Origin of the sequence: Sphingomonas profundi (genome assembly GCF_009739515.1) — a bacterium.
Lineage (GTDB): Bacteria > Pseudomonadota > Alphaproteobacteria > Sphingomonadales > Sphingomonadaceae > Alterirhizorhabdus > Alterirhizorhabdus profundi.
The window spans coordinates 528230-552489 of sequence record NZ_CP046535.1 but is presented as its reverse complement, the minus strand read 5'-3'; the positions used below and the strand labels follow the sequence as shown (position 1 = coordinate 552489).

27 protein-coding genes and 1 tRNA gene are annotated in these 24260 nt (G+C 70.1%); 15 read left to right on the top strand and 13 right to left on the bottom strand.

Features of this window, described 5'->3' with window-relative positions; genetic code table 11:
* Nucleotides 1–92: 92 nt before the first annotated feature.
* Nucleotides 93–539, bottom strand: a complete 447-nt coding sequence (locus tag GNT64_RS02585; RefSeq protein ID WP_156678094.1) for a DUF1465 family protein — start codon at nt 537–539, stop codon at nt 93–95.
* Nucleotides 540–753: 214 nt separating this feature from the next.
* Between GNT64_RS02585 and GNT64_RS02580 the strand changes: the two genes are divergently transcribed.
* The gene (locus tag GNT64_RS02580; protein WP_156678093.1) at nt 754–1227 is read left to right on the top strand and encodes an Hsp20 family protein; all 474 of its coding nucleotides are present in this window, start codon (nt 754–756) and stop codon (nt 1225–1227) included.
* Nucleotides 1228–1286: 59 nt separating this feature from the next.
* Here the strand turns inward: GNT64_RS02580 and GNT64_RS02575 are convergent, their stop codons facing one another.
* A complete protein-coding gene (locus tag GNT64_RS02575; protein ID WP_156678092.1) occupies nt 1287–1484 on the bottom strand; it encodes a YdcH family protein in 198 nt (65 codons plus the stop codon).
* 194 nt (nt 1485–1678) lie between these two features.
* On the opposite strand from GNT64_RS02575, the gene GNT64_RS02570 reads away from it, so the two are divergent.
* On the top strand, nt 1679–1834 hold the full coding sequence (locus GNT64_RS02570) for a YdcH family protein (RefSeq protein WP_156678091.1): 156 nt from the start codon (nt 1679–1681) through the stop codon (nt 1832–1834).
* Between the two features lie 82 nt (nt 1835–1916).
* Here the strand turns inward: GNT64_RS02570 and wecB are convergent, their stop codons facing one another.
* Together wecB and GNT64_RS02560 are read right to left on the bottom strand one after the other, a co-directional pair.
* Nucleotides 1917–3035, bottom strand: a complete 1119-nt coding sequence (wecB, locus tag GNT64_RS02565) for a non-hydrolyzing UDP-N-acetylglucosamine 2-epimerase (protein ID WP_156678090.1) — start codon at nt 3033–3035, stop codon at nt 1917–1919.
* Between the two features lie 64 nt (nt 3036–3099).
* Nucleotides 3100–4077: a cation diffusion facilitator family transporter gene (locus GNT64_RS02560; RefSeq protein WP_231639618.1), complete on the bottom strand. Its 978-nt coding sequence runs from the start codon at nt 4075–4077 to the stop codon at nt 3100–3102.
* A 55-nt stretch (nt 4078–4132) separates the two neighbouring features.
* On the opposite strand from GNT64_RS02560, the gene GNT64_RS02555 reads away from it, so the two are divergent.
* A complete protein-coding gene (locus GNT64_RS02555; RefSeq protein WP_156678088.1) occupies nt 4133–4459 on the top strand; it encodes a YnfA family protein in 327 nt (108 codons plus the stop codon).
* Between the two features lie 22 nt (nt 4460–4481).
* Here GNT64_RS02555 and GNT64_RS02550 read toward each other — a convergent pair.
* Nucleotides 4482–4557: transfer RNA gene (locus GNT64_RS02550), tRNA-Ile, on the bottom strand.
* A 44-nt stretch (nt 4558–4601) separates the two neighbouring features.
* Nucleotides 4602–6251: a sensor histidine kinase gene (locus GNT64_RS02545; RefSeq protein WP_156678087.1), complete on the bottom strand. Its 1650-nt coding sequence runs from the start codon at nt 6249–6251 to the stop codon at nt 4602–4604.
* Nucleotides 6252–6433: 182 nt separating this feature from the next.
* Here GNT64_RS02545 and GNT64_RS02540 point away from each other — a divergent pair, with 182 nt between their 5' ends.
* Nucleotides 6434–6913, top strand: coding sequence for an Lrp/AsnC family transcriptional regulator (locus GNT64_RS02540; protein ID WP_156678086.1), 480 nt, complete (start codon nt 6434–6436; stop codon nt 6911–6913).
* Between the two features lie 55 nt (nt 6914–6968).
* A complete protein-coding gene (locus tag GNT64_RS02535; RefSeq protein WP_156678085.1) occupies nt 6969–7586 on the top strand; it encodes a flavodoxin family protein in 618 nt (205 codons plus the stop codon).
* A gap of 73 nt (nt 7587–7659) precedes the next feature.
* Here GNT64_RS02535 and GNT64_RS02530 read toward each other — a convergent pair whose 3' ends face one another.
* Entirely contained in the window at nt 7660–8913 is a 1254-nt protein-coding gene (locus GNT64_RS02530; RefSeq protein ID WP_156678084.1) for a tetratricopeptide repeat protein, read from the bottom strand.
* 189 nt (nt 8914–9102) lie between these two features.
* Here GNT64_RS02530 and yaaA point away from each other — a divergent pair, with 189 nt between their 5' ends.
* The 4 genes from yaaA to GNT64_RS02510 all read left to right on the top strand — a co-directional run bounded on the left by yaaA (nt 9103) and on the right by GNT64_RS02510 (nt 13864).
* A complete protein-coding gene (yaaA, locus tag GNT64_RS02525; RefSeq protein ID WP_156678083.1) occupies nt 9103–9864 on the top strand; it encodes a peroxide stress protein YaaA in 762 nt (253 codons plus the stop codon).
* Nucleotides 9865–10024: 160 nt separating this feature from the next.
* Complete coding sequence (gyrA, locus tag GNT64_RS02520) at nt 10025–12739, top strand: DNA gyrase subunit A (protein WP_231639202.1); 2715 nt, start codon at nt 10025–10027, stop codon at nt 12737–12739.
* Complete coding sequence (locus GNT64_RS02515; protein ID WP_156678081.1) at nt 12736–13041, top strand: DUF952 domain-containing protein; 306 nt, start codon at nt 12736–12738, stop codon at nt 13039–13041. The genes gyrA and GNT64_RS02515 overlap by 4 nt, the downstream gene beginning before the upstream one ends.
* Nucleotides 13042–13051: 10 nt before the next feature.
* Entirely contained in the window at nt 13052–13864 is an 813-nt protein-coding gene (locus GNT64_RS02510) for a methyltransferase domain-containing protein (RefSeq protein WP_156678080.1), read from the top strand.
* Nucleotides 13865–13878: 14 nt separating this feature from the next.
* On the opposite strand, the gene GNT64_RS02505 is transcribed toward GNT64_RS02510, so the two are convergent.
* Both GNT64_RS02505 and GNT64_RS02500 read right to left on the bottom strand, forming a co-directional pair.
* Nucleotides 13879–14310 carry a DUF488 domain-containing protein gene (locus GNT64_RS02505; protein ID WP_156678079.1) on the bottom strand — a complete coding sequence of 144 codons (432 nt, stop codon included), beginning with the start codon at nt 14308–14310 and terminating at the stop codon, nt 13879–13881.
* A gap of 41 nt (nt 14311–14351) precedes the next feature.
* Nucleotides 14352–15434 (bottom strand): DUF2252 family protein, encoded by a 1083-nt coding sequence (locus GNT64_RS02500; protein WP_156678078.1) that lies wholly within the window; start codon nt 15432–15434, stop codon nt 14352–14354.
* A gap of 200 nt (nt 15435–15634) precedes the next feature.
* Here GNT64_RS02500 and GNT64_RS02495 point away from each other — a divergent pair, with 200 nt between their 5' ends.
* The 3 genes from GNT64_RS02495 (at nt 15635) to GNT64_RS02485 (ending at nt 19054) form a co-directional block, all read left to right on the top strand.
* Nucleotides 15635–16384, top strand: a complete 750-nt coding sequence (locus tag GNT64_RS02495; RefSeq protein WP_156678077.1) for a queuosine precursor transporter — start codon at nt 15635–15637, stop codon at nt 16382–16384.
* Nucleotides 16385–16493: 109 nt separating this feature from the next.
* Nucleotides 16494–18185 (top strand): alkaline phosphatase family protein, encoded by a 1692-nt coding sequence (locus GNT64_RS02490; protein WP_156678076.1) that lies wholly within the window; start codon nt 16494–16496, stop codon nt 18183–18185.
* An 8-nt stretch (nt 18186–18193) separates the two neighbouring features.
* Nucleotides 18194–19054: an HpcH/HpaI aldolase/citrate lyase family protein gene (locus GNT64_RS02485; protein ID WP_156681383.1), complete on the top strand. Its 861-nt coding sequence runs from the start codon at nt 18194–18196 to the stop codon at nt 19052–19054.
* A gap of 24 nt (nt 19055–19078) precedes the next feature.
* On the opposite strand, the gene GNT64_RS02480 is transcribed toward GNT64_RS02485, so the two are convergent.
* The 4 genes from GNT64_RS02480 to GNT64_RS02465 form a co-directional block, all read right to left on the bottom strand.
* Nucleotides 19079–19621 (bottom strand): VOC family protein, encoded by a 543-nt coding sequence (locus GNT64_RS02480; RefSeq protein WP_197277254.1) that lies wholly within the window; start codon nt 19619–19621, stop codon nt 19079–19081.
* Between the two features lie 16 nt (nt 19622–19637).
* On the bottom strand, nt 19638–19937 hold the full coding sequence (locus GNT64_RS02475) for a putative quinol monooxygenase (RefSeq protein ID WP_156678074.1): 300 nt from the start codon (nt 19935–19937) through the stop codon (nt 19638–19640).
* 15 nt (nt 19938–19952) lie between these two features.
* Entirely contained in the window at nt 19953–20585 is a 633-nt protein-coding gene (locus GNT64_RS02470; RefSeq protein ID WP_156678073.1) for a Dabb family protein, read from the bottom strand.
* Between the two features lie 83 nt (nt 20586–20668).
* A complete protein-coding gene (locus tag GNT64_RS02465; RefSeq protein ID WP_156678072.1) occupies nt 20669–21340 on the bottom strand; it encodes a glycosyltransferase family A protein in 672 nt (223 codons plus the stop codon).
* A gap of 243 nt (nt 21341–21583) precedes the next feature.
* On the opposite strand from GNT64_RS02465, the gene rfbC reads away from it, so the two are divergent.
* The 3 genes from rfbC to rfbA are packed head-to-tail and all read left to right on the top strand — an operon-like array spanning nt 21584 to nt 24105.
* Nucleotides 21584–22150: a dTDP-4-dehydrorhamnose 3,5-epimerase gene (gene rfbC / locus GNT64_RS02460; protein WP_156678071.1), complete on the top strand. Its 567-nt coding sequence runs from the start codon at nt 21584–21586 to the stop codon at nt 22148–22150.
* Between the two features lie 15 nt (nt 22151–22165).
* Nucleotides 22166–23239 carry a dTDP-glucose 4,6-dehydratase gene (rfbB, locus tag GNT64_RS02455; RefSeq protein WP_156678070.1) on the top strand — a complete coding sequence of 358 codons (1074 nt, stop codon included), beginning with the start codon at nt 22166–22168 and terminating at the stop codon, nt 23237–23239.
* Nucleotides 23236–24105, top strand: coding sequence for a glucose-1-phosphate thymidylyltransferase RfbA (gene rfbA, locus GNT64_RS02450; RefSeq protein ID WP_156678069.1), 870 nt, complete (start codon nt 23236–23238; stop codon nt 24103–24105). The genes rfbB and rfbA overlap by 4 nt, the downstream gene beginning before the upstream one ends.
* Nucleotides 24106–24260: the final 155 nt, after the last annotated feature.

The window sequence follows — 24260 nt, the reverse complement described above, 5'->3', positions numbered from 1 at the left end:
TCGGCCGCAAGGCCTTGGGGGTTCGATCCCCCCCGCCCGCACCACCGCTGTCTGCCGTTTCCCGCCGCGCCGGACGCGTCGGCAGGCCGCTGTCAGAATGCCCGCTCCAGCCGCCGCAGCAGCCCGTGCGCCGGGCAGGCCTCGGCCGGCTGCTCCAGCCCTTCGTCCAGCCGGCGGACGCGCTGGTAGAGATCGTCGCTCGCGGCGACGAGAGCGAGGGCCGTTTCCGGCAGCGCCGCCGCGCTCGCCGGATCGGCGGCGTCGATGCGGCCCAGCCTACGGGCGGGCTCGCGCGCTTCCTCCGCGCTGATCTCGCCGGCCTCCAATGCGCGCCGCGTCAGCAGCCAGGCGATGATGTGCATCAGCCGCGTCGTCACCTTCAGCGATTCGCAGGTGAACGCCACGCGCGCGATCGGCGCCAGCGCCTCCCGCTCGAAGCGGCCGCGCTCGTCGAAGTAGCCGCGCGCCTCGTCGGCCAGGATCATCGCCTCGGTGTAGAGCGCGTCGACCAGCCGCATCGTCAAGCCGTTGCTCCGCATCGGATCATTTCCTCTCAGCACGGCCGCGACCATGCCATATCGCCGGATAAGCGAGAACGGACAAAGATGGTGAACGCCGTCCCGCCCTCTTGAATGCACGCGTGCGGTTCCCATTTCCGCAATCGTCAGGCCATCGCCTTCGGGGTTGGCCGGCAGGCCCGGCGGCGCTGCCGCGGGCATCCACACTCATCGCCATGTGAAAGGGTTGAGAGCCATGCGTACTGTTGATTTCGCCCCCCTGCTGCGGTCCTCGATCGGGTTCGAGAACCTCAACCGCCTCGTCGATTTCGCCACCCGTGGCGGCGACGATGCCTATCCCCCCTATAATATCGAGAAGGTCGGCGAAGGCGCCTACCGCATCTCGATGGCCGTCGCCGGCTTCGGCCAGGACGAGCTCGATCTCACGGTGCAGGAGAATATGCTGATCGTCGTCGGCCGCGCGGGCGATCCCGCCGATCAGGGCGACCGCCAGTTCATCCACCGCGGCATCGCCAAGCGCGCGTTCGAGCGCCGCTTCCAGCTCGCCGACACCATCAAGGTGACGGGCGCCGGTTACGAGAACGGCCTGCTGAACATCTCGCTGGTGCGCGAGGTGCCGGAGCACAAGAAGCCGCGCCGCATCGCCATCGACGGCATCGCGCCGACGACGGTCGAGGCACGCGTCGAGGAACAGCGCGAAGCCGCCTGATCCGCGATCCGTAAAACGGGGCCGGTCCATGCGGACCGGCCCCGTTTTACATGCCCGCCTCAGGCGATGATGTCCGGGATCAGCTGGTCCTCCAGCGCGGCGATCTCGTCGCGCAGGCGCAGCTTGCGCTTCTTGATGCGCGCCATCACCAGCTGGTCGATCGTTGGCGCCGATCCCATCGCATCGATCGCCATGTCGAGATCGCGATGCTCCTGGCGGAGGCGGGCGACGCGCTGGCTGATCTCATCCTGATCCAAGCTCACGGCTCCTCCGCTTCCTGCAGAGGGTCGATAGGGCGGATGCGCGCGGCGCTCAAGGCCGCCGGCCGCCCCTCGCGCGGGCCATCCCGCTCAGGATGGTAACTGCCGCATTCACGCTATTAACCGCGCGACTTTCCAATCCATTGGTGATCTATTGGTTCGCCCAATCGGAGACGAAAGGAGACATCCCTATGGAATCGGCCCATTCTTCCGCGTTGCTCGCCAAGCATGCCGGTATCGAAGCGCGAATCGCGAGCGAGAATAGTCGTCCCGCTCCCGACGACACTTTGCTCGCGACGCTGAAGAAGCAGAAGCTGAAGATCAAGGAAGCGCTCCAGCGGCTCTGATCGCCGGCTGGACCACGCTTCGGCTCCCCCCGCCGAAGCGTGGCACGGCGGCCGCGCACCGCCATCCCCCAAGAATATCGGATCACGCCGCCGCGCTGGCTGCTCCCGCGGTGCGCGCCCGCAGGTCCGCCAGGCACCGCGCCGCCGTCCTGCCGTCCCAGCGATCGGGCCTGCGCCGCTGCGACCGGGGCTCGGCCAGCGCCGAGACCAGGGTCGCGACGAGATCGCCGACCTGCACAAGCCGGCTCGTGCCTTCGCTGATCGTGATCGGCCGCTCGGTATTCTCGCGCAGGGTGAGGCAGGGGATGCCGAGATAGGTCGTCTCCTCCTGGATCCCGCCCGAATCGGTGATCACCGCCGCCGCCTGGGTGACGAGGCTCATGAACCGCACATAGGGCGCCGGCGCCACCAGCCGCACGCCCGCGGCCGCCAATCGCGTGTCCAGGCCCGCCGTGGCCAGCCGCGCCGCCGTGCGCGGATGCACCGGGAACACCAGCGGCAGCCGCGCCTGCGCCTGCTCCAGCGCCGCCACCAGCCGCGCCAGCTGCGCCGGATCGTCGACGTTGGACGGGCGGTGCAGGGTGACGACGCCGTAGCCGCCCGGCGTGAAGCCCAGCGCGGCGGGATAGTCCGCCGCCATGATCGCCGGACGGGTCAGCTCGAACGCGTCCATCATGATGTTGCCGACCCGCGTCACCCGCGCCGGCGGAATACCCTCGGCGGCCAGGTTCGCGTCCGCGTCCGGCGAGGGCGTCCACAGCACGTCGGCCAGCACGTCCGTCATCAGCCGGTTCAGTTCCTCCGGCATCGCCCGGTCGCGGCTGCGCAGGCCCGCCTCCAGGTGCACGGTCGGGATGCCCAGCTTCGTGCCGACCAGCGCGCAGGCGGCGGTGGAGTTCACGTCGCCGACGACGATCAGCCAGTCCGGCCGGTCGGCCATCGCCACCGCCTCGTAGGCGATCATCACCCGGCCGGTCTGCTCGGCATGGGTGCCGGAACCGACGCCGAGATGATGGTCCGGCGCCGGCAGCCGCAGATCGGCGAAGATCGCGTCCGACATGTTGGCGTCGTAATGCTGGCCGGTATGCACCAGCACCGGCGTGAAATCGGGCGCGGCGGCCAGCGCGTGCCACAGCGGCGCGACCTTCATGAAGTTCGGCCGGGCGGCGGCGATCAGGTGGACGCGGGCGGGCATGGTCATCGGCTGGGTCTCGTCTGGCGGGCGCCGGCCACGATAGCGGCCAATCCTTGCAGCGCCGTTGCCGTCACGCGTGGGCGCCGCAGCCGTCGCGATCGTCGCCGCGCTCCACCTGGAAGGTGCTGTGGCCGATGCGGAAGCGATGCTCCAGATTGTCGGCCAGCGCGCGCAGGAAGGCGTCGCCCGGCGGCCCCGCCGGCATCACCAGATGCGCGGTCAGCGCGGTGCGGGTGGTGCTCGTCGCCCAGATGTGGACGTGGTGGACGCCGCTGACGCCCGGCACGGCGGAGAGCGCCGCCGTCACCGCCGCCGGATCGATACCGGGCGGCACGGCGTGCAGCGCCAGCGTCAGCGATTCGCGCAGCAACCCCCATGTACCCGCCAGGATCACCGCGACGATGACGAGGCTGGTCGCCGGATCGATCCACCGTATGCCGCTCACCAGCGTCAGCAGCCCCGCCACCACCACCCCGGCGGAGACCGCCGCATCCGCCGCCATGTGGAGATAGGCGCCGCGCAGGTTGACGTCGCCCTCCCGCCCGCGCGCGAACAGCAGCGCGGTAGCGAGGTTTACGACGATGCCCGCCGCCGCCACCGCCATCACCGGCACGCCCGGCACTTCCGGCGCCGTGGCGAAGCGGCGCACCGCCTCCAGCAGGATCGCGCCGCAGGCGACGAGCAGCAGCAATGCGTTGAACAGGGCGGCCAGGATCGTCGATCCGCCCATGCCGTAGGTGAACCGCTCGTTGGACGGGCGGCGGCCCAGCGTGAAGGCGCCCCACGCCATCACCAGGCCCAGCACGTCCGACAGATTGTGCCCGGCATCGGCCAGCAGGGCCATCGAATCGACCGCCAGGCCGAACCCCGCCTCCACCGCCACGAAGCCCAGGTTTAGCGTGATGCCGATCAGGAAGGCGCGGCCGAAATCGGCCGGCGCGTGGCTGTGGCCGCCATGCGCGTGCGCCCCGTGATCGTGGGCGTGATCGTGCGCGTGATCGTGGGCGTGCCCGTGTGCCTGACCGCCGTGGTGATGGCCGCTGCCGATGGTCGCCTCCGCAACACGCTTGCCTTGGTGCCGCTTAGGACGCCAGGTGGCGGCGATGGTCAAGACCGCCCTCATCTATCCGCTGGCCGCTATGGCCGAGATCGCCGGCTGCTTCGCCTTCTGGGGCTGGCTGCGGCTCGATCGCCCGGCCTGGTGGCTGGTGCCGGGCGTCGCCGCCCTGCTGTTCTTCGCCTGGGCGCTCAGCTGGAGCCCGGCGGATGCCGCCGGCCGCGCCTTTGCCGCTTATGGCGGCGTCTACATCATCGCCTCGATCGTCTGGCTGTGGCTGGTCGAGGGCGTGCGGCCGGATCGCTGGGACGCGGGCGGCAGCCTGCTGTGCCTGGCCGGCGCGCTCCTGATCCTGCTCGCGCCGCGAGGCTGAGGATCGCGCGGCGGCAACGGCATGGTGGGCCCGGCAGGACTCGAACCCGCAACCTAGCCGTTATGAGCGGCCAGCTCTAACCGTTGAGCTACAGGCCCGCCATGCCGGCCCGCGATAGCGGAGGCGTCGGCCCCGTGGCAAGTCAGAGCGGCGCCGCCCCCGTCCGCACGCCGGCCTGGCCCGCGGCGGGCAGGCGCAGCAGGAAGCTGCCCGGCTCGATCGTCAGCTCGCCGCCGGCGCCGGCCGCCAGATTGCGGATCAGCCGCAGCGCGAAGCCGAGCCCCAGCACCGGCGCGTCCGGCCAGTCGCCCTCGGGCGTGTAGCCGGGATCGAGCAGCCCGCGCTCGTCACACCCGCCCACGATCGCCGGGCGGGACAGGCGCAGCAGCACGTCGTCGCCGGCGCTCGCCAGATCGATGGCGATCGTCTCGCCGGGCTGGCCCAGGCCGATGGTGGCGGCCAGCAGCCGGGCGAACATGCGCTCGATCGCCAGCGGATCGGCCGCGACCGGCCCGATCCCGCCCGCCACCGCTACCGTCAGCACCACGCCGCGCGCATCGGCGACGCCGCGAAAATCCTCGCGCAGGCGGTGCAGCAGCGCGGTGGCGTCGATGCGGTCGGGCGTCGCCTCCAGCCGCCGCGTGTCGATCCGCGCCGCCATGTCGAGATCGTCGACCGCGCCGAGCAGCCGCCGCCCATGATCGACGATCTCGGCGGCGCGGGCGCGGTAGGGGAAGGCGGCGGGGCCGAGCACCTGCCGCTCGATCATCTCGCCGAAGCCCACGATCGCGTTCAGCGGGGTGCGCAGCTCGTGCACCAGCTGCCGCAGCGAATCGGCCGGCAGGCCCGATCCGTAGAGGCCGCCGTCCACCGCCGCCCGCTCGTCCGATCTTGGCCGGCGGGCGGTGCCGCGATAGCCGGTGAAGCGGCCGTCGCGCGGATCGAACACCGGCACGCCGGCGATGCGCCACTCGCCCGAGGCGGCCGATTCGCCGGCGACGGAGAGGCGCGCCTCGCGAAAGGCGGCGCGGTGGCGGAAGGCGCCGGCCGCCTGCCCATCGACGCCGTGGCCCAGGCTGGCGGCCGCGCGCGCGATCGTCGCGCCGATCAGGGGGCCGCGCGGCGCGCCTTCCACCCACAGGATGACGCCGTCGGCGCCCGTCTCGAAGCGGAACGTCTCGGCCGGCGACAACACCGGCGTCGCGGCGGCGACCGGCGGCTCGTCGCGCCGGTAGGCGGCGATGCGATCCAGCAGGTCGCGGATCTGCGTCTCGCCGCTCGGTCCCTCGGCCGGGGGCTGCGGCGTCTCCAGCGGGATCAGCAGCGCGGCCGCGACCGGCGCCGGATCGGCCGGGGGCAGCGCGAAATCGCTCGTGCCGAAGCTCGCCAGCCCAGCCGTCACCGCCGGCGAGAGATCGCGCCGGTGCCGCAGCAGCGAACGCGCCACCGGCGAGAGGCGCGGCAGCAGTGCCAGCCACGCCGCATCGTCCAGCACCACCCGGCCGATCAGCGCGGCGGCGATGGCGGGCCGCTCCTCGGCGATCAGCCCGACGATGGCCGGGTGGACGCGGCGGCCGGCGATCGCGGCGACTGCCTCCGCCCGTACCGCCTGCGGCACCTCGTCGCGCAGCGCGCGCAGCAGCGCCAGGGCGTCGTCGGCCAGCGGCACATCCGCCTCGGCGGCCGAGCGCTGCGCCAGGATGTCGACGATCTGCCGCCACGCGGCGGCGCGCGCCGCCGCGTCTGTCCGCGGCTGCGCCAGCACCGTCGCCAGCTTGTCGTCGAAGCGCAAGGCCTTCCCCTGTCGATGATTTACGGCGCGGTTACCACGCCGTCACCGCGCCTTAGATAGCGTGCCCGGCCCTCTTGCAACAGCCGCTTCGCAGCCGCGATGCGCGCCCGTCGCATTGTGGGACAATTGCATTGCCGTGAAATTATATTATAAGATGGCCATATAGACGGAAAGGATTGGTCTTGGTCTCGTCTCCGTCCCTCGACTCCATCGATCGCGCCATTCTCGCCGAACTGCAAGCCGAAGGGCGCATCACCAATGTCGAGCTCGCCCGCCGCTCCGGCCTTACCGCGCCGCCGTGCCTGCGCCGCGTGCGCACGCTGGAGGAGAGCGGCGTCATCGAAGGCTATCATGCCCGGCTGAACCCGCGCGCGCTGGGCTACGCCATCACCGTGTTCGCCCTCGTCAGCCTGCGCAGCCAGGCCGAGGAGGATCTGCGGCGGTTCGAGGCGCATGTCGCCGATCTGCCGGAAGTGCGCGAATGTCACATGCTGAACGGCGAGATCGACTTCATCCTGAAGATCGTCGCGCACGATCTCCAGGCGTTCCAGTCCTTCCTCACCTCGCACCTCACCACCGCGCCTCACGTCGCGAGCGTGAAGACCTCGCTCACCATCCGCACCTCGAAGGACGAGCCCGGCATACCCGTCGATCCGGCCTGAGCGGGAACCCGCTCCCCCGCCCCGCGTCGTGCCTTGCGCTGGGATGGAGGATGCGATGGCACTGACGGCACTACCGATCAACTGCACCCTGAAGTTCAAGGCCGGGGAGGCGAGTTCCACCGATGCGATGATCGCGGTGGTGGCCGCGGCGCTCACCGCGCGCGGTGTCACCGTGCAGCCGACGATCCGCATGGCCGCGCACGCGATCCTGCCCGGCGTCACCTCCGACGAGGGCGACGGCGACGACTGGCCGCACCTGCGCGAGAAGATCCTCGCCGCCGACATACTCGTCTTCGGCACGCCGATCTGGATGGGCCAGCCCTGTAGCGTGGCCAAGCGCGTGCTGGAGCGGATGGACGCCTTCATCAGCGAGACGGACGATCAGGGCCGCATGCCGCCTTCGTCCAAGGTGGCGGTGGCGGCGATCGTCGGCAACGAGGATGGCGCGCACCATGTGTGGGCGGAACTGGGCCAGGCGCTGAACGATGTCGGCTGGACGATCCCGGCGGTCGGCGCCTGCTACTGGGTGGGGGAGGCGATGGGATCGAAGAACTTCAACGAGCTTGATCCCGTGCCCGAGAAGGTCCGCCAGACGGCCGCCACCGTCGCGACGAACGCGGCACATCTGGCGGGCCTGCTGGCGAAATCGCCCTATCCCGGCGCGGACTCGTAGGCGCGGCGAGGGCAAAAAAAGGAGGGGCGGCGAGGCATGAGCCCCGCCGCCCCTCCCCTTGCCGGCGTAAGCCTCAGGCGGCGGCCGGCGCGTCCAGGTAGATCATCCAGTATTTGGCGAGCGACGCGCGCGGCCCGGTGATCTTGGCGAACGCGGCCTTCGCCTCGTCCTTGCGGCCGGCCTTCGCCAGCGCCATGCCGAGGCGCGTGTTGATCGTGTTCGCATCGACGCCGCCCTTCTGGAGCGCGACGTTGTAGAGATCGATCGCGCTCGCATAATCGCCATAGCCGAGATAGCTGTCGGCGGTGGCGGCGGCGGACTTGCCGGTGGCAGATGCCTTGGCGGCCTTGGAGGCGGAGGCGAGATCGGCCTTGTCGGCGGCCACGCGGCCGCCGGCCTGATCGCTCATGAACTTGAAGTTGCTGCCCGCCGTCAGCTTCACCATGCCGGCGGCGACGCCCTCGTCGAGCACGCTCTTACCCTCGCCCGGATATTTCAGGTACACCGCCTCGGCATATTCCGAATAGTCCCGCTCGCCCTTCAGCGCCTTGGCCGTGCGCATCAGGCGCATCAGATCGAGATTATAGTCGGCGTCCAGCTTGTGCAGATCGCGATAGGTGATCAGCGAGTCGCGCCAGTTGTTGCTCGCCGGATAGTCGGCCAGCCACGCCTGGGTCAGCCGCTCGGTCTCGTTCGGCAGCTTGGCGCCGTAGGCGATGGCGATGCCGCGGCCGTACCACTCGCTCGGCACCTTCTGGCCGGCGGCCTTCTGCTTGGCGATCGAGGTCTCCAGCATGGTGATCGCCTCCGCCGGCTTGCCGGCACGCGCCTTGGCCTCGACCAGCAGCGCGTAGACGTCGGGATCGGTGGTGCCGAGCGTTACCGCCTGCTGCAGCGCCTGCTCGGACTTGGCCATGTTCTTGGCGTTGTAGGCCAGCTTGCCCTGCACGGCGTAGAGCTGGACCTGCTGGTCCGCCGGCGCCACGCCGCTGGCGAGCATGCCGTCCACCGCGTCGCTGATCTTCGCCTGGTCGTTGCTCTTGGCGGCGATCTCATACTGCACGGAGCTCGCGACATATTTGTCGTCCGGCGTGGTCGCCGCCGCCAGCGCGGTGGAGACGCTGGCCTGCGCCGTCGCCGCATCGCCCTTGGCGAGCGCCGCCTGCGCCGCGGCCACCGCCTCGCGCACCGGCTTGCTCAGATTGTAGCTCTTGGCCTTGGCGGGCTTCTCCGCCTTCTCCTTGGCGACGGCCGGCGCGACGCCGACGATCGCGGCGCCGCCCAGCGCCAGGGCCACGCCCAGCGCCATCGTGGAAACGAACTTCATCCCTTCAGCCTCCTCTTGCGGTCACGCCGCCTCGCTGCCCGTTCATACACTCTCGCCCGCAAGCCATACAAGCGGGGCACGCCGGGCGGGATGCCGCCCGTGCGCTGAACGACGCTTGAACCCCATCGGGTCCATGGCCGATGCGCGGCGCCACTTTGCCGCGGGGTGGCCGCCTGCTACGCGCCCGGCATGATCGCGCTCATCTCGCCCGCCAAGTCGCTCGACTATAAGAGCCCGCTGCCGCCGCTCGCCACGGCCGCGCCGCGCTTCGCCGCCGATGCGGCGACGCTCGCCGCCGCCGCCGCCAAGCTCGGCCCGAAGAAGCTGATGGGCCTGATGCACATCTCCGATACGCTCGCGAAGCTGAACGCCCAGCGCTTCCGCGACTATGCCGACGCGCCGGAGCGGCCGGCGATCCGCGCCTTCGCCGGCGACGTCTATGTCGGGTTCGAGGCGAAGACGCTGGACGAGCCGGCGATCGCCTTCGCGCAGGACCATCTGCGCATCCTCTCCGGCCTCTACGGCCTGCTGCGTCCGCTCGACATGATCCGCCCCTATCGGCTTGAAATGGGGACGAAGTGGGCGCCCGGCCGCAAGCCCGATCTCTACCGCTGGTGGGGCAACCGGGTCAGCGACCTGCTCGCCGCCGACCTGGCGGAGAGCGGATCGGCCGTGATCGTGAACCTTGCCAGCAAGGAATATTGGCACGTGGTGGAACAGGCGCCGCCCGCCGGCGCGCGCATCCTCTCGATCGACTTCCGCGAGGAAGGGCCGGACGGCCTGCGCTTCAACAGCTTCGCCGCCAAGCGAGCGCGGGGGATGATGGCGCGCTGGATGTGCGAGCATCGCATCGGCGCGGCGGAGGACCTGAAGGGCTTCGACAGCGACGGCTACCGCTTCGTCGCCGAGGGCTCTGACGAGGCGGTCTGGCGGTTCGTGCGCGGCCGCTGACCCCTTTGGTGTTGGCGTTTTCGTGACGTTCCCGCTACGGTAGAGCCCGTGCCGCCGCACGGCGCGCGATCCCCTGCCACTACCCACGGAACCCACATTGGCCAGCGTCCCGCCGTCCATCGAAAACGCCGATATCTCGCCCATCTCGATCGTCGACGAGATGAAGTCGTCCTACCTCGATTATGCCATGTCGGTCATCGTCGCGCGGGCGCTGCCGGACGTGCGCGACGGCCTGAAGCCGGTCCACCGCCGCATCCTGTTCGCCAGCCAGGAGGGTGGCTTCGTCCCCGGCCGGCCCTATCGCAAGTGCGCCAAGATCGTCGGCGACGTGATGGGCAACTACCATCCGCACGGCGACAGCTCGATCTACATGGCCCTCGCCCGCCTCGCGCAGGACTGGGCGATGCGCGTGCCGCTGATGGACGGCCAGGGCAATTTTGGCTCGATGGATCCGGACATGCCGGCCTCCATGCGGTACACCGAGGCGCGGCTGACCAAGGCGGCGATGACGCTGCTGGAGGACATCGAGAAGGACACGGTCGACTTCGGCCCGAACTATGACGGCTCGCGCGAGGAGCCGCTGGTGCTGCCCGCGCGCTTCCCCAACCTGCTGGTCAACGGCGCGGGCGGCATCGCCGTCGGCATGGCGACGAACATCCCGCCGCACAATCTGGGCGAGGTGATCGCCGGCTGCAAGGCGTACATCGCGCGTTCCTTGGATCCTGAGGCGGCCGCGATCAGCGTGGACGAGCTGCACGAGATCATCCCCGGCCCCGATTTCCCGACAGGCGGGCTGATCCTGGGCAAGGGCGGCGCGCGTAACGCCTATCACACGGGCAAGGGCTCGATCATCATGCGCGCCCGCCACGAGGTGGAGGAAGGGCGCGGCGAGAAGCGCGCCATCGTGCTGACCGAGATCCCCTACCAGGTCGGCAAGAGCGGCCTCGTCGAAGGCATCGCCGAGGCCGCCAAGGACAAGCGGATCGAGGGCATCTCCGACATCCGCGACGAATCGAACCGCTTCGGCGTCCGCATCGTCATCGAGCTGAAGCGCGACGCCACGCCGGACGTGGTGCTGAACCAGCTCTGGCGCCACACCCAGGCGCAGACGAGCTTCCCCGCCAACATGCTCGCCATTCGCGGCGGCCGGCCCGAGACGCTGTCCTTGCGCGACATCATCGAGGCGTTCGTCCGGTTCCGCGAGGAGGTCATCACCCGCCGCTCGAAGTTTGAGCTGCTGAAGGCGCGCGAGCGGGCCCACATTTTGCTCGGCCTCGTCGTCGCCGTGACCAACCTCGACGAGGTGGTCCGCATCATCCGCGGCTCCGCCAACCCGGCCGAGGCACGCGCCACGCTGTCCGCCCGCGAATGGCCGATCGGCGACATCGCCCAGTATATCGCGCTAGTCGAGGCGGTGGAGCATGAGGTGGAGGGCGACACCTACCGCCTCTCGGACACCCAGGTCCGCGCCATCCTCGATCTGCGCCTGCACCGTCTGACCGGCCTCGGCCGCGACGAGATCGGCGACGAGCTCGCCAGGCTGGCCGCCTCGATCGGCGAGCTGCTCGCGATCCTCGGCGACCGGGCGAGGCTCTACGCCGTGATGGAGGAGGAGCTCGACGCGATCGCCGCCGAGTTCGCCACCCCGCGCAGGACGACGATCACCGCCGGCGGCATCGACATCGACGACGAGGATCTGATCGAGCGCGAGGAGATGGTCGTCACCGTCACCCACGGCGGCTACATCAAGCGCACGCCGCTGGAGGCGTTCCGCGCCCAGCGCAAGGGCGGCAAGGGCCGCTCCGGCATGTCCACGAAGGACGAGGACGCGGTGACGGCGCTGTTCGTCACCTCCACCCACACGCCCGTGCTGTTCTTCTCCACCCACGGCAAGGTCTATCGCCAGAAGGTCTGGCGCCTGCCGGAAGGCGCGCCGCAGGCGCGAGGCCGGCCGATGGTGAACCTGCTGCCGCTGGCGCCCGGCGAGACGGTATCCACCGTGCTGCCGCTGCCGGAGGACGAGAAGGAGTGGGCGAGACTCCATATCCTCTTCGCCACCGCACGGGGCTCGGTGCGGCGCAACTCGATGGACGCCTTCGCCAACGTGCCCACCGCCGGCAAGTTCGCCATGCGCTTCGAAGAGGGATCGGACGATCGCCTGATCGGCGTGTCGCTGCTGACGGAGGCGGACGACGTGCTGCTGGCCACGCGCTGCGGCAAGGCGATCCGCTTCGCCGCCACCGACGTGCGCGAGTTCCAGAGCCGCACCGCGGCCGGCGTGCGCGGCATCAGCCTGAACGGCGAGGATGAGGTGATCTCCCTCTCCATCCTGCGCGGCTTCGACGCCACGCCGGAGGAGCGCGACCAGTATCTGCGCGCCGCGCCCTGGAAGGAGAACGACGCCGGGCCGACCCTGCCGGCCGATCGCATGGCGGAGTTCGCCACCGCCGAGGAGTTCATCCTGACGGTGTGCGCCAACGGCTACGGCAAGCGCAGCTCGGCCTACGAATATCGCCGCACGGGACGCGGCGGCCAGGGCATCACCAACATCGACAACCTCAAGCGCAACGGCCCCGTCGTCGCCAGCTTCCCGGCGCATAATGGCGAGCAGCTGATGCTCGTCACCGATCAGGCCAAGCTCATCCGCATGACGGTGGGCGATACCCGCGTGATCGGCCGCAACTCCGCCGGCGTGCGCCTGTTCAACGTGGCCGACGACGAGCATGTCGTCGGCGCCGCCCGCATCGAGGAGAATGAGGAGGAGGCCGAGGCGGACCTGCGCCCGGCCGCCGATATCACGGAGCCGGCGATCGACCCCGACGACGGCGACGCGGACACGGACGACGATCTCTCGGACGGCGGCGAGGGCGCGTGACCCTCGCCTACAAGATCCTGACGGCGGAGCAGTGGGCCGCGTTCGCCGCCGACGGCATCTTCGCCGGCGCGCCGGTGGATGTGGCGGACGGCTACATCCACCTGTCGACCGGGGATCAGGTGGCGGGCACGCTGGAGAAGCATTTCGCCGGCCAGCGGGGCCTGGTGGTGGCGACGATCGATCTCGATCTGGTCGCCGATCCGGTGAAGTGGGAGGTTTCGCGCGGCGGCGCCCTGTTCCCCCATGTCTACGGCGTGCTGCCGCTGGCGGCGGTGATCGCGGAGAAACATCTGGACGCTTGAGAGGATCTCCATGCTCGGATCGATGGCCTGCCGCTATGAGCATTTCGAGACGGAATGGTATGCGCACTGGGCGACGCTGACAGGCCACCCCGCCGGCGTGTCCGACGATTTGCCGCTCAGCTACCGCAAGCTGTGGGAATGGTCCGCGATCATGCAGGCACTTGCCGAGCGCGGGATGCTGCAAGCCGGCCGCGCGGGCATCGGCTTCGCCGTCGGCATGGAGGCGCTACCCTCGATCTTCGCGTCATACGGTGTGGACGTGCTCGCCTCCGATCTGCCGGAGGAGATGTCGGACGGATTCTGGGATCAGAGCAGCCAGCACTCGGTCAGCGTCGATGCGCTGTTCCATCCGCGCTATCTTGACGAGGCGACGTTCCGCCGGCTCGTCCGTTTCCGGCCGACCGACATGAACGATCTGAGCGGCCTGCCGGACGCGAGCTGGGACTTCGCGTGGAGTTCCTGCGCGATAGAGCATCTCGGCGGGCTGGATCAGGGGCTCGACTTCGTTCGCAACGCGATGCGACTATTGAAGCCAGGCGGCGTCGCGGTTCACACCACCGAGTATAATTGCAGTTCAAACGACGATACCGTGACCGATGGCGGCGCGGTGATCTACCGCAAGCAGGATCTGGAGCGGCTCGACTACAGCCTGCGTCCGATGCGATGCGGGCTGGAGCCGCTCAATTTCGATCTCGGCACGCACCGCTACGATCTCGATTATGACGAGCCTCCCTATTTCTCGACGGGTAGCCGTCACATCAAGCTGGCGATGCAGGGTTATATCGCCACGTCATACCTGATAATCGTCCAGAAGGCGGGCTGACAACCGACGGCCGCTCATGCGAACAGGTCGATCACCTCGGCGTCGGGCGCCACGCGGCGCAGCAGCAGCGATCGGTGGCACCCGGCCGGATCGCGCTCGAAACAGAGCAGGGCGGCGGGTGCCTCGGCCGCCAGATCCAGCATCATCGCCGCCTGCGCCATCGCCTCGGGCAGTTCCAGCTGGCCGTCATATACGCGCTCCAGGGTCGCATGGTCGTGCCGCCGCGCCGCCTCCCGCCCCTCCGGCGGCGTGCCCAGCGCCTTCAGGCCGACATAGTCGATGCCCGCCTCGCGCAGCCCGTTGGCGAGCACGTTCTTGGAGAAGCCGGGCCTGCGCGACAGCGGCACCGCCCGCACGTCGATCAGCCGGCGCACGCCGGCGGTCTGCAACGCGGCGACCAGTTCGGCCTGGGTCGCGCCTTCGTAGCCGATGGTGAAGATGCGCATCCACTGCTCCTAGATCGGTTTCGCGACTGATCCGCAAGCCGCTAGCGCCGCCCGCGTCCGCACGCATGCTCGAACGCATCCTGATCGCGCGTGACGGCGCGGGCGGCGATCGTCGCCGCGGCGGCCAGCCAGCCGCGCGGGCGCCCGCGCCAGTCCTCGCGCACGGCGGCAAGCGCGCCCGCGTCGCCCGCGTGGCAGCTGGCGATGTCATGCCCCATCGCCACCAGCATGTCGCGCGCCAGGAAGCGTTCCGGATCGCCCTTCGCCTCGATCTTGCGGCTGTCCGGCGACAGGCGGCGCGTCGCGATGCCGTCGCCGGCGCCGGTCCGGTAGCACGGATCAGGCGCGCGATAGCGGCCAGCGGCGATCTCGCCGGCGCGGATCGCGGCGGCGCCGCCATGGTGCAGCGACCAGGCGGGCGGCAGCATCGCCTTCGCCTCCCGCGCCACCGGCCCGTTCCGCCAGGTGGCGAGGGCGACGAAGCGCGGCCGGCCCAGGCTGCCGGTGCCGGCGGAGCGCGGAAAGGTGCGGACGTCCGTCGCGTCCGGTGGCAGCGCGTCGCGGAGGGCCGCGGCGTAAGCGGGCGGGATCGCTTCCGCCGGCGCCGCCAGCTTCGTCCAGAAGCCGTCCCGCTCCTCCTCGGGCGGCAGCAGGGCCTTGCGCAGCCAGCCTTGGCCGCTTTCCAGCACGGTCGCGCCGGGCGCCTCCAGACCAGCGGCGTAGCCAGCCGCGATCGCGTCGCACACCGTCTCGGCCGGCACCTTGCCCGCCAGCATCGCGCTGACGGCCAGCCGCAGCGGATCGAGCACGGCCGGCATCGTCGCCGCCTCGTCGAAATCGTTGACGCCCCACACCAGCCGCCCCTCGGCATCGCGCCAGGTGCCGAAATTCTCCAGATGGATGTCGCCGATCGCCAGCACCGCCGGCGCCTCCGCCAGATCGGGGCAGATCTCCAGGATCGTCTCCGCCCAGCGCCAGTAGGTCGCGCGCAGGAAGGCGAACGGCCCCTTCGCCATCTTCCGGTGCTTCTCGGCCAGGTCGTCCTCGCGCAGATCCTCGCCCAGCCGCGCGCGCAGCCATGCCTCATAGGCGTCCATCGATGCGTCGAACGCTATCACGATCATCTCCCGATCCGTCCGCGCCCTAGCATGCAATCCGATCCTGTCGCCCCGGAATGGCCGACATCCTTGCGCGCCATTGCGCCGCGCGCCGACCGATCAGAGCAGTCGCAAGGCGGGTGGAATTACCTTCTGGTTCGACAACCGCGGCAGACAACCGACCGGAGCGGTTCCACACAGGCGCAAACCGCTCTAGTCTCGCCGGCATGAGCCGCCGCGACACCGCTGGACCCGCCGCGATCGGCGCCGCCACGCTGGGCGCGCGCCCGTTGCGCTACTTCGACTTCGTGATGGCCGCGTTCGTCACGATCCTGCTGCTGTCCAACGTGATCGGCGCCGGCAAGGTCGCGACGATCCGGCTGCCCGGCATCGGCGACTGGCCGTTCGGCGCGGGCATCCTGTTCTTTCCGGTCGGCTACGTGCTGGGCGACGTGCTGACCGAGGTGTACGGCTATGCCCGCGCGCGGCGCTGCGTGTGGGCCGGGTTCGGCGCGCTGCTGTTCATGGCTGCGATGTCTTGGATCGTCGTCGCCCTGCCGCCCGCCGCCGACTGGACGGGACAGGGCGCCTACGAGCAGGTGTTCGGCCAGGTGCCGCGCATCGTGTTCGCCAGCATGCTCGCCTTCTGGGCGGGCGAGTTCACCAACAGCTACGTCCTCGCCCGGATGAAGCTGTGGAGCGGCGGACGCCACCTGTGGATGCGCACGATCGGCAGCACCGTGTTCGGCGAAGGGGTGGACAGCCTGATCTTCTACCCGCTCGCCTTCCTGGGCGCGGCGGGGTGGACGCCGGCGCTCGTCGGCAAGGTGCTCGTCACCCAGTGGGTGCTGAAAGTCTCGTGGGAGGTGCTGCTGACGCCGCTGACCTACGCGGTGGTGGGCTTCCTCAAACGGCGCGAGGGCGTCGACATCTTCGACGAGGGTACGAACTTCACGCCCTTCTCCACCACCCTCTAGGGCCGTCGAATAGAGGCTGGCGCGGCGCTGGCACGGCGCTGTAACATGGCGGAGCTACGGCCGGGGATCGGCCGTACTGCCGCGTCGCGCGGCGCCAAGGAGTTTCCCGATGCGCGTTTTCCTCACGTCGATCGGCCTGGCGGCAGGCCTGGCCGCCGCCACCGCGCCCGCCGCCGCGGCAGGCGCGCAGCCGGCAACGGCGGCCGCAGCGCCGCCGCGGCTGGTCGTCGCGATCTCGGTCGATCAGTTCAGCGCCAACCTGTTCGAGGAGTGGCGGCCCCGCTTCACCGCCGGGCTGAAGCGCCTCTCGGGCGGCATCGTCTATCCGAGCGGCTATCAGAGCCACGCCGCGACGGAGACGTGCCCCGGCCACTCCACCATGCTCACCGGGCGCCATCCGAACAAGACCGGCATCGTCGCCAACTCGCTGCGGGACGAGACCAGCGGCAAGACGGTCTACTGCCTCGCCGACAGCGATGTGCAGCTGGCGCACGACAAGACCGCGCCCGGCGTCAGCCCGAAGAAGCTGCGCGTCGACACGCTGGGCGAGTGGCTGAAGGCGGCGTCGCCGCAGAGCCGCGTCGTCGCCGTCTCCGGCAAGGATCGCGGCGCGATCAACATGGCCGGGCACAATCCGGACGGGGTGTTCTGGCTGTTCCCCGGCTACGGCTTCACCACCTATGTCCGCCCCGGCGAGGATGGCGCCAAGGCGCTCGCCCCGCTGGCCGCCCTCACCACCTCGCTCAAGGGGAACTGGCTGAAGCCGCCGCGCTGGACCTACGCCCACGCCGATTGCCGCGCCGCCGCCGGAACGTGGACGGTCGCCGGCCAGCCGTTCCGCTCGGACCTGCCGCCTGCGGGCTACGGCACGTCGGACAAGCCGGCCGATCTCTGGCGCAACGTCATGGCCTCCCCCACAGACGACCGGATGACGGAGGCCGCGGCCGAGCGGCTGATCGACCATTACCGCCTGGGCCGCGGCCCGGCGACGGACCTGCTGGCGATCAGCTTTTCCGGCACCGACTATGTCGGCCACGCCTACGGCACGCGCGGGCCGGAGATGTGCGAGCAGCTGCACAGCCTTGACGCCGGCATCGGCGCGCTGCTCGCCAAGCTGGACAAGCTGGCGATCCCCTATCTGGTGATGCTGACGGCCGATCATGGCGGCTCCGATCTGGTCGAGCGGCTCGCGGCCGAGGGCTATCCGGCCGGGCGCGTCGATGGCGACGCGATCGTCCAGCGGATGAACGCGGCGGTGATGGCGGAGACCGGCGCCACCGTCGCGCCATTCGCCGGCAGCCTCGACGAGCTCGCGCTGGTGCCTGCCATCGCCGCCGCCGATCGCCCGCGCATGCTGGCCGCCGCCAAGCGCGCGCTGGCCGGGGAGCCGGACGTCGCCGCCGCCTTCACCCTGGACGAGATCCTCGCCACGCCGGTGCCGCGCGGCAAGGCGCCCGACGAACTGAGCCTGCAGGAGCGGTTCGCCGAGAGCGCCTATCGCGGCCGATCCGGCGATCTGCTGGTCGCGGCGCGGCCGTACACGGCGCCGCTGCCGCGCCCGGGCAGCTACATCGCCGGCCACGGCAGCGTGTGGAACTATGATCGCCGCGTGCCGATCCTGTTCTGGTGGAAGGGCGCGCCGGCGCAGACCCGCTTCCTGCCGGTGGAGACGGTGGATATCGCGCCGACGCTCGCCGCGATCCTCGGCCTCACGCCGCCGGGCGACGTGGACGGGCGCTGCCTGGCGCTCGGCGCGATCGGCGCGACCGCCTGCCCTGTCGCCGCGGCGGCGTCGCGGTGACGCCGGCGATGAATCTGCGATCGCTGCTGTTCGTGCCGGGCGACCGGCCGGAACGGATGGAGAAGGCGCTGGGGCTGGGCGCGCGGGCGCTGATCCTCGATCTGGAGGATGCCGTGGCGCCGCCGCGCAAGGCCGAGGCGCGGCGGATGGTGGCGGATTTCCTCGCCACGGCGGAGCGGCGCTGCGCCCTGTTCGTGCGGATCAACCCGCTGGATAGCGGCCTCAGCGACGACGATCTCGCCGCCGTGATGTCGGGCCGGCCGGACGGCATCGTGCTGCCCAAGGCGGAAGGTGCCGCCTCGCTGGCGGCGCTGGACGACGCGCTGGCGCGGGGCGAGGTGCTGCACGGGCTGCCGCTGGGCGGCATCGCCATCCTGCCGATCGCCAGCGAGACGCCGGCCGCCGTGTTCCGGCTCGGCAGCTATGGCGGCGTCACGCCGCGTCTGGCCGGGATCACCTGGGGGGCGGAGGATCTGCCCGCCGCGATCGGTGCAAGCACCTCGCGCGAGGAGGATGGCAGCTTCACCGCACCCTACCAGATGTGCCGCGCGCTCACCCTGTTCGGCGCGGGCGCGGCCGGCGTCGCGCCGATCGAGACGGTCTATCCCGCCTTCCGCGACCTGTCGGGCCTGGCCGCCTTCGCCGCGCGCGCCCGGCGCGACGGCTTCACCGGCATGATGGCGATCCACCCCTCGCAGGTGCCGGTGATCGAGCAGGCCTTCGCCCCGACCGAGGCGGAGATCACCCATGCCGAGGCGATCGTCGCCGCCTTCGCCGCCGATCCGGGCGCCGGCGCCCTCTCGCTGGACGGCCGCATGATCGACCGGCCGCACCTGAAGCAGGCGGAGCGGCTGCTGGCGCTCCGCTGAGCCCGGCGCTCCCCGCGCCGCGGCCTACACCTCGCCCCAGGGAATGATCAGCCGCTGGCCGTCCCACCCGTCCGGCGCGACGCGCGCCTGGCGGTACATATCGCGGATCACGGGGTGCTCGGGATAGAGTTCGATCATGTGGCCCAGCGTGTCGCGCGCATCGAGGTAGCAGATCTGCGCCACGTCGCCCGGCCCGAAGGTGACGCTGAACTCGCTCGCCAGCGCATACCCTTGCGCGATCATCGCGTCCCGCTCCGCCGCATAGTCCGCGCAGAACATCGCGACGTGGTGGAAGCCCTCGGCGCCGGCGGCGAACATGTCGTGAAAGGCGCTGGGGCTGGTCGAGACGAGCTCGACCAGCTCGATGTTGAGATCGCCGGACTGGACGAACACGCCGCGCAGGCGGATCGGCGGGGCGGGCCGGCCGCGATATTCGTGGTCGGAGAGTTCCGCCTCCACCCCGCCGATGAACGGGCCGATGCCGTAGAGGGCGTGCATCCGCGCGCACGCCTCCTCCAGGTTGCGGACGACATAGCAATTCTGGACGATCCTCGCCGGCTCGCTCATGCTTCGCTCCCCCGCTCTACTCGCCCATGCCCCGCTCGTTCGACGCATCGAACATGCGCACCTGCGCCTCGAAGCGGCCGCCCCACTTGCCGAACAGCTCGGCGATCTCGGGCGTGGCGAGATGGGTGTCGAGCGATGCCTGGTCGCGCCACCGCTCGATCACCAGGATCGTGCCCGCCTCGGCATCCTCCAGCGCGAAGCCATATTCGATGCAGCCATCCTCCTTGCGGGTGCGCGCGACGCCCGCGACCAGATCGGCCGCCAGCGCGCGGACATCCTCGGGAGAGGTCTTGATGCGTCCGTTCAGAATGATCATCCGGTGTCCCTTCGCTTACCAGGCGGTCGCTTCGGCGGGCACGGCGGGGCCGGTCAGCCAGTCGCCGGTGATGCCGATCTTCACCTTCGTGCCCTTGTCCACCTCGGCGCCCGCCTCCGGGGTCACGAACATGATCCGGTCCGGCGCCCAGACGGAGCCGATGATCTCGTCCACCTCGGGGTCCAGCTCCAGGCCGACGGCGCTCAGCATCTCGATCGCGCGCTTCTTCGTCTGGCCACGCACCTCGGGGACGAAGGCCTTGGCGGGGTCGTCGTGCCGGGGCAGCACGCGCGCCGTCTCCTTCTCGGCCTCCTCCTTGGCCGCCTTGGTGTCGAAGCCCGGGCCCCAATAGTCGATCTCCCAGTCGAACGAGATCATGTTCTCCAGGATGTCGGGCAGGAACGGCGTCATGCGCAGGTGCGCCCAGTGCGACATATAGCGTTCCATCGCCTCGTAGCTGTCGATGTCGCAGCAATTGGCGAAATCGAAGTCGCCGCTATGATAGCGCGTATGGACGACCTCGCCGTGGCTGTAGTCGCGAATTTCCTTGTTGAGGTGCGGCAGCTTCTTCACCTCCTCAAGGAAGATGTCGATCTTCTCGCGCGGCGCGTCCTTCTTGAACTTGATCATCACGACATGGCGGATCATCGCTCTCTCCCTCGGCGTCTCTCGGCGCGATGCCTAGCAGCAGCCGGCGGGATCGCGCGCCTGCCACATGTCGGAGGCGGCGGTCAGCCGGCCAGCCCGGCGGCATAGGCGTCGAGCGGCAGCGCCGAGAGGCGCTCCACCGCCGCGTCGTAGGCGGCGCCGGAAAAGGTCTGTGTCGCGCGGGCGAACAGCATCTCGAAGTGGCGCTCGCCCCACAGGTTGCCGCCATGCGCGACGTAGCAGTAGGCGTCCGCCCGATCGAGCGCCACGATGCGCCGGGCGGCGCGGATGCCGGCGACCACCGCGGTGTCGCCGCCGCGCGCCACATCGGGATAGGCGCCGATGCCCTCGCGGGTGACGAGCAGGCTGTTCTCCCACATCCGCCCGGCAGAGGCCGCCAGTCGCCGCCGCGCCGGCCACCACAGCAGCACCCGCGCCAGCACGCAGGCGGCCGCCCGCGCCTCCGCCAGCGCCGCCACCTGCCATGCCAGCCGGTCGGGGCAGGCGAGATCGTCGTCGTCCCACACGCACAGCAGAGGTCCGGCGGCGGCGGCGATCGCCGCGTTGCGCAGCGCGCCGACGGTGGCGGCGGATGGCACCTCCACCAGCCTGACGTCCGTGCGGCCGGCCACGTGGCGCGCCACCGCGCTGCCGGGCGTCGCACAGGCGATCACCAGCTCGCGCGGCGCGTGGGTCTGCCGGTCGAAACAGGCGATCGCATGCCGCGCCGGCTCGATCCGCCCGCGCGTCGCCATGATGCAGGAAACGAGCGGCGGCGGCGCGACGGTCGCCAGTGCCAGCCGCGCGGCGCGCGGGCCGGCCGGGATCCAGGATCAGCCCGGCGCAGGCGGCGGTCGCCGTCACCCCCGCTTGCGCCCCGTTCGCGCCGATATCGAGCGATCGTTCCGGTGGTGCGATCGATCGCGACAGCTTAAGGTTTCGCCGCGGCGCACAGTTGCGCTATCGAGCGTCGTTCGCAACGAGACCGGAACCCTATCTTGCCCGTTCAACTGATCCGCCCCAAGCGCTTCGCCGACGATCGCGGCTGGTTCTCGGAGACCTATCATCAGCGCCGCTTGGCCGAACAGGGCATCGATACCGTCTTCTGCCAGGACAATCACTCGCTCTCCCGGCCGGTCGGCACGCTGCGCGGCCTGCACTTCCAGGCGCCGCCGCACGCGCAGGCCAAGCTCGTGCGCTGCGTGCGCGGCAGCATCTGGGACGTGGCGGTGGACGTGCGGAACGGATCGCCCACCTTCGGCCAGTGGGTCGCGGCCACGCTCTCGGCCGATAATGGCGATCAGCTGTTCATGCCGGCCGGCTTCGCCCACGGCTTCGTCACGCTGGAGCCGGACAGCGAGGTGATCTACAAGGTGGACGATTATTACGCGCCCGATTGCGACGGCGGCATCGCGTGGGACGATCCGGACATCGCCCTGCCGTGGCCGGCGCCGGCGGACGGCCCCGTCCTGTCCGACAAGGATCGCAGGCTGCCCCGCCTGGCCCAGTGGACCAGCCCGTTCGCCTATGACGGCCGGCCGCTGCAGCCGCTCGCCTCTCTCTGATCGCGGGGGAAGACGATGACAGACCAAGGCCCAACCCGCATCCTCGTGACCGGCGGCGCCGGCTTCATCGGCTCCGCGCTGGTGCGCAGCCTGATCGCCGAGAGCGACTATGAGCTGCTGAACGTCGACGCGCTGACCTATGCCGGCAACGAGAGCTCGGTCGCGGAGGCGGCGCGCAGCCCGCGCTACCGCTTCGCCCGCGCGGACATCTGCGATGCCGCCGCCATGGCCCGGCTGTTCGCCGAGTTCCGGCCGACGATCGTCACCCATCTGGCGGCGGAATCGCACGTCGATCGATCGATCGACGGGCCGGCCGCCTTCATCCAGACCAACGTCGTCGGCACCTTCACGATGCTGTCGGCCGCGCTGGACCACTGGCGCTCGCTGGAGGGTGCGGAGAAGCAGGCGTTCCGCTTCCACCACATCTCCACCGACGAGGTGTTCGGCGCGCTGGGCGACGAGGGCTATTTCACCGAGGACACCGCCTACGATCCGCGCTCGCCTTATTCCGCGTCCAAGGCGGGATCGGATCATCTGGTGAGCGCGTGGCACCACACCTACGGGCTGCCGGTGGTCATCACCAACTGCTCGAACAATTACGGGCCGTATCACTTTCCCGAAAAGCTGATCCCGCTGATGATCATCAAGTGCCTGTCGGGCGAGGCGCTGCCGGTCTACGGCAAGGGTGCCAACGTGCGCGACTGGCTGTATGTCGACGACCATGTCCGCGCGCTGCGCGCCGTGTTCGAGCGCGGCCGCCTGGGAGCAAGCTACATGGTCGGCGGCAATTCGGAGCGGACGAACCTGACGGTCGTCACCACCATCTGCGATACGCTCGATCGCATCCGCCCGCGCGCCGACGGGCAATCCTATGCCACCCAGATCAGCTATGTGGCGGATCGGCCGGGCCACGATTTCCGCTACGCGATCGATGCCTCCCGGCTGCGCGACGAACTCGGCTGGAGCCCGCGCGAGACGTTCGAGACCGGCATCGAGAAGACGATCCGCTGGTATCTCGACAACGAGCGCTGGTGGCGCGACATCCTCTCCGGCGCCTATGCCGGCGAGCGGCTGGGACACACGGCATGAAGGGCATCATCCTGGCCGGCGGCTCCGGCACGCGGCTGCACCCGGCGACCCTGGCGATCAACAAGCAGCTGCTGCCGATCTACGACAAGCCGATGATCTACTATCCGATGTCGATCCTGATGCTGGCCGGCATCCGCGACATCCTGATCATCTCGTCGCCCGAATATATCGACAATTACCGGCGCCTGTTCGGCGATGGCGAGCAGTTCGGCCTGCGCATCGACTATGCCGAGCAGCCGAAGCCGGACGGGCTGGCCCAGGCGTTCGTGATCGGCGCCGATTTCGTCGCCGGCGAGGCGGCGGCGCTGGTGCTGGGCGACAACATCTTCTTCGGCGCCGGCATGCGCGAGCTGCTGGCCAGCGCCACCGCCCGCACCCAGGGCGCGACGGTGTTCGCCTATCATGTCGATCATCCCGAGGCCTATGGCGTCGTCGAGCTGAACGAGCACGGCCGCGCGATCAGCCTGGAGGAGAAGCCGAAGGCGCCACGCTCCAACCTGGCCGTCACCGGCCTCTATTTCTACGATAGCCGCGTCACGGAGCTTGCCGCGCAGGTGCGCCCCTCCGCCCGCGGCGAATATGAGATCACCGATCTCAACCGCCTCTACATGGAACGGGACGCGCTCTATGTGGAGAAGATGGGGCGCGGCTACGCGTGGCTCGATACCGGCACGCACGACAGCCTGGTCGAGGCGTCGGAGTTCGTCCGCGTCATCCAGAAGCGGCAGAACACGCAGGTGGCCTGCCTGGAGGAGATCGCCTATCTCAACGGCTTCATCGATCGCGACCAGCTGCGCCGGCGCGGCGAGATGTTCGCCAAGACCGCCTACGGGCGCTACCTGCTCGATCTCGCCGCGTCGGATTGAGCCGGCGGCGGACGCGATGACCGGCCGGGCGTTAGGCACTCGACGAACCAGGCGTGGCGCACGCATAAGGCTGCCGTCCTGAAGGAGGGTTGATGTCCGTGCGATCACCGGCCCGCGCGATCGGCCGCGCCGCAGGCGCGGAGGCCGATCGGTGC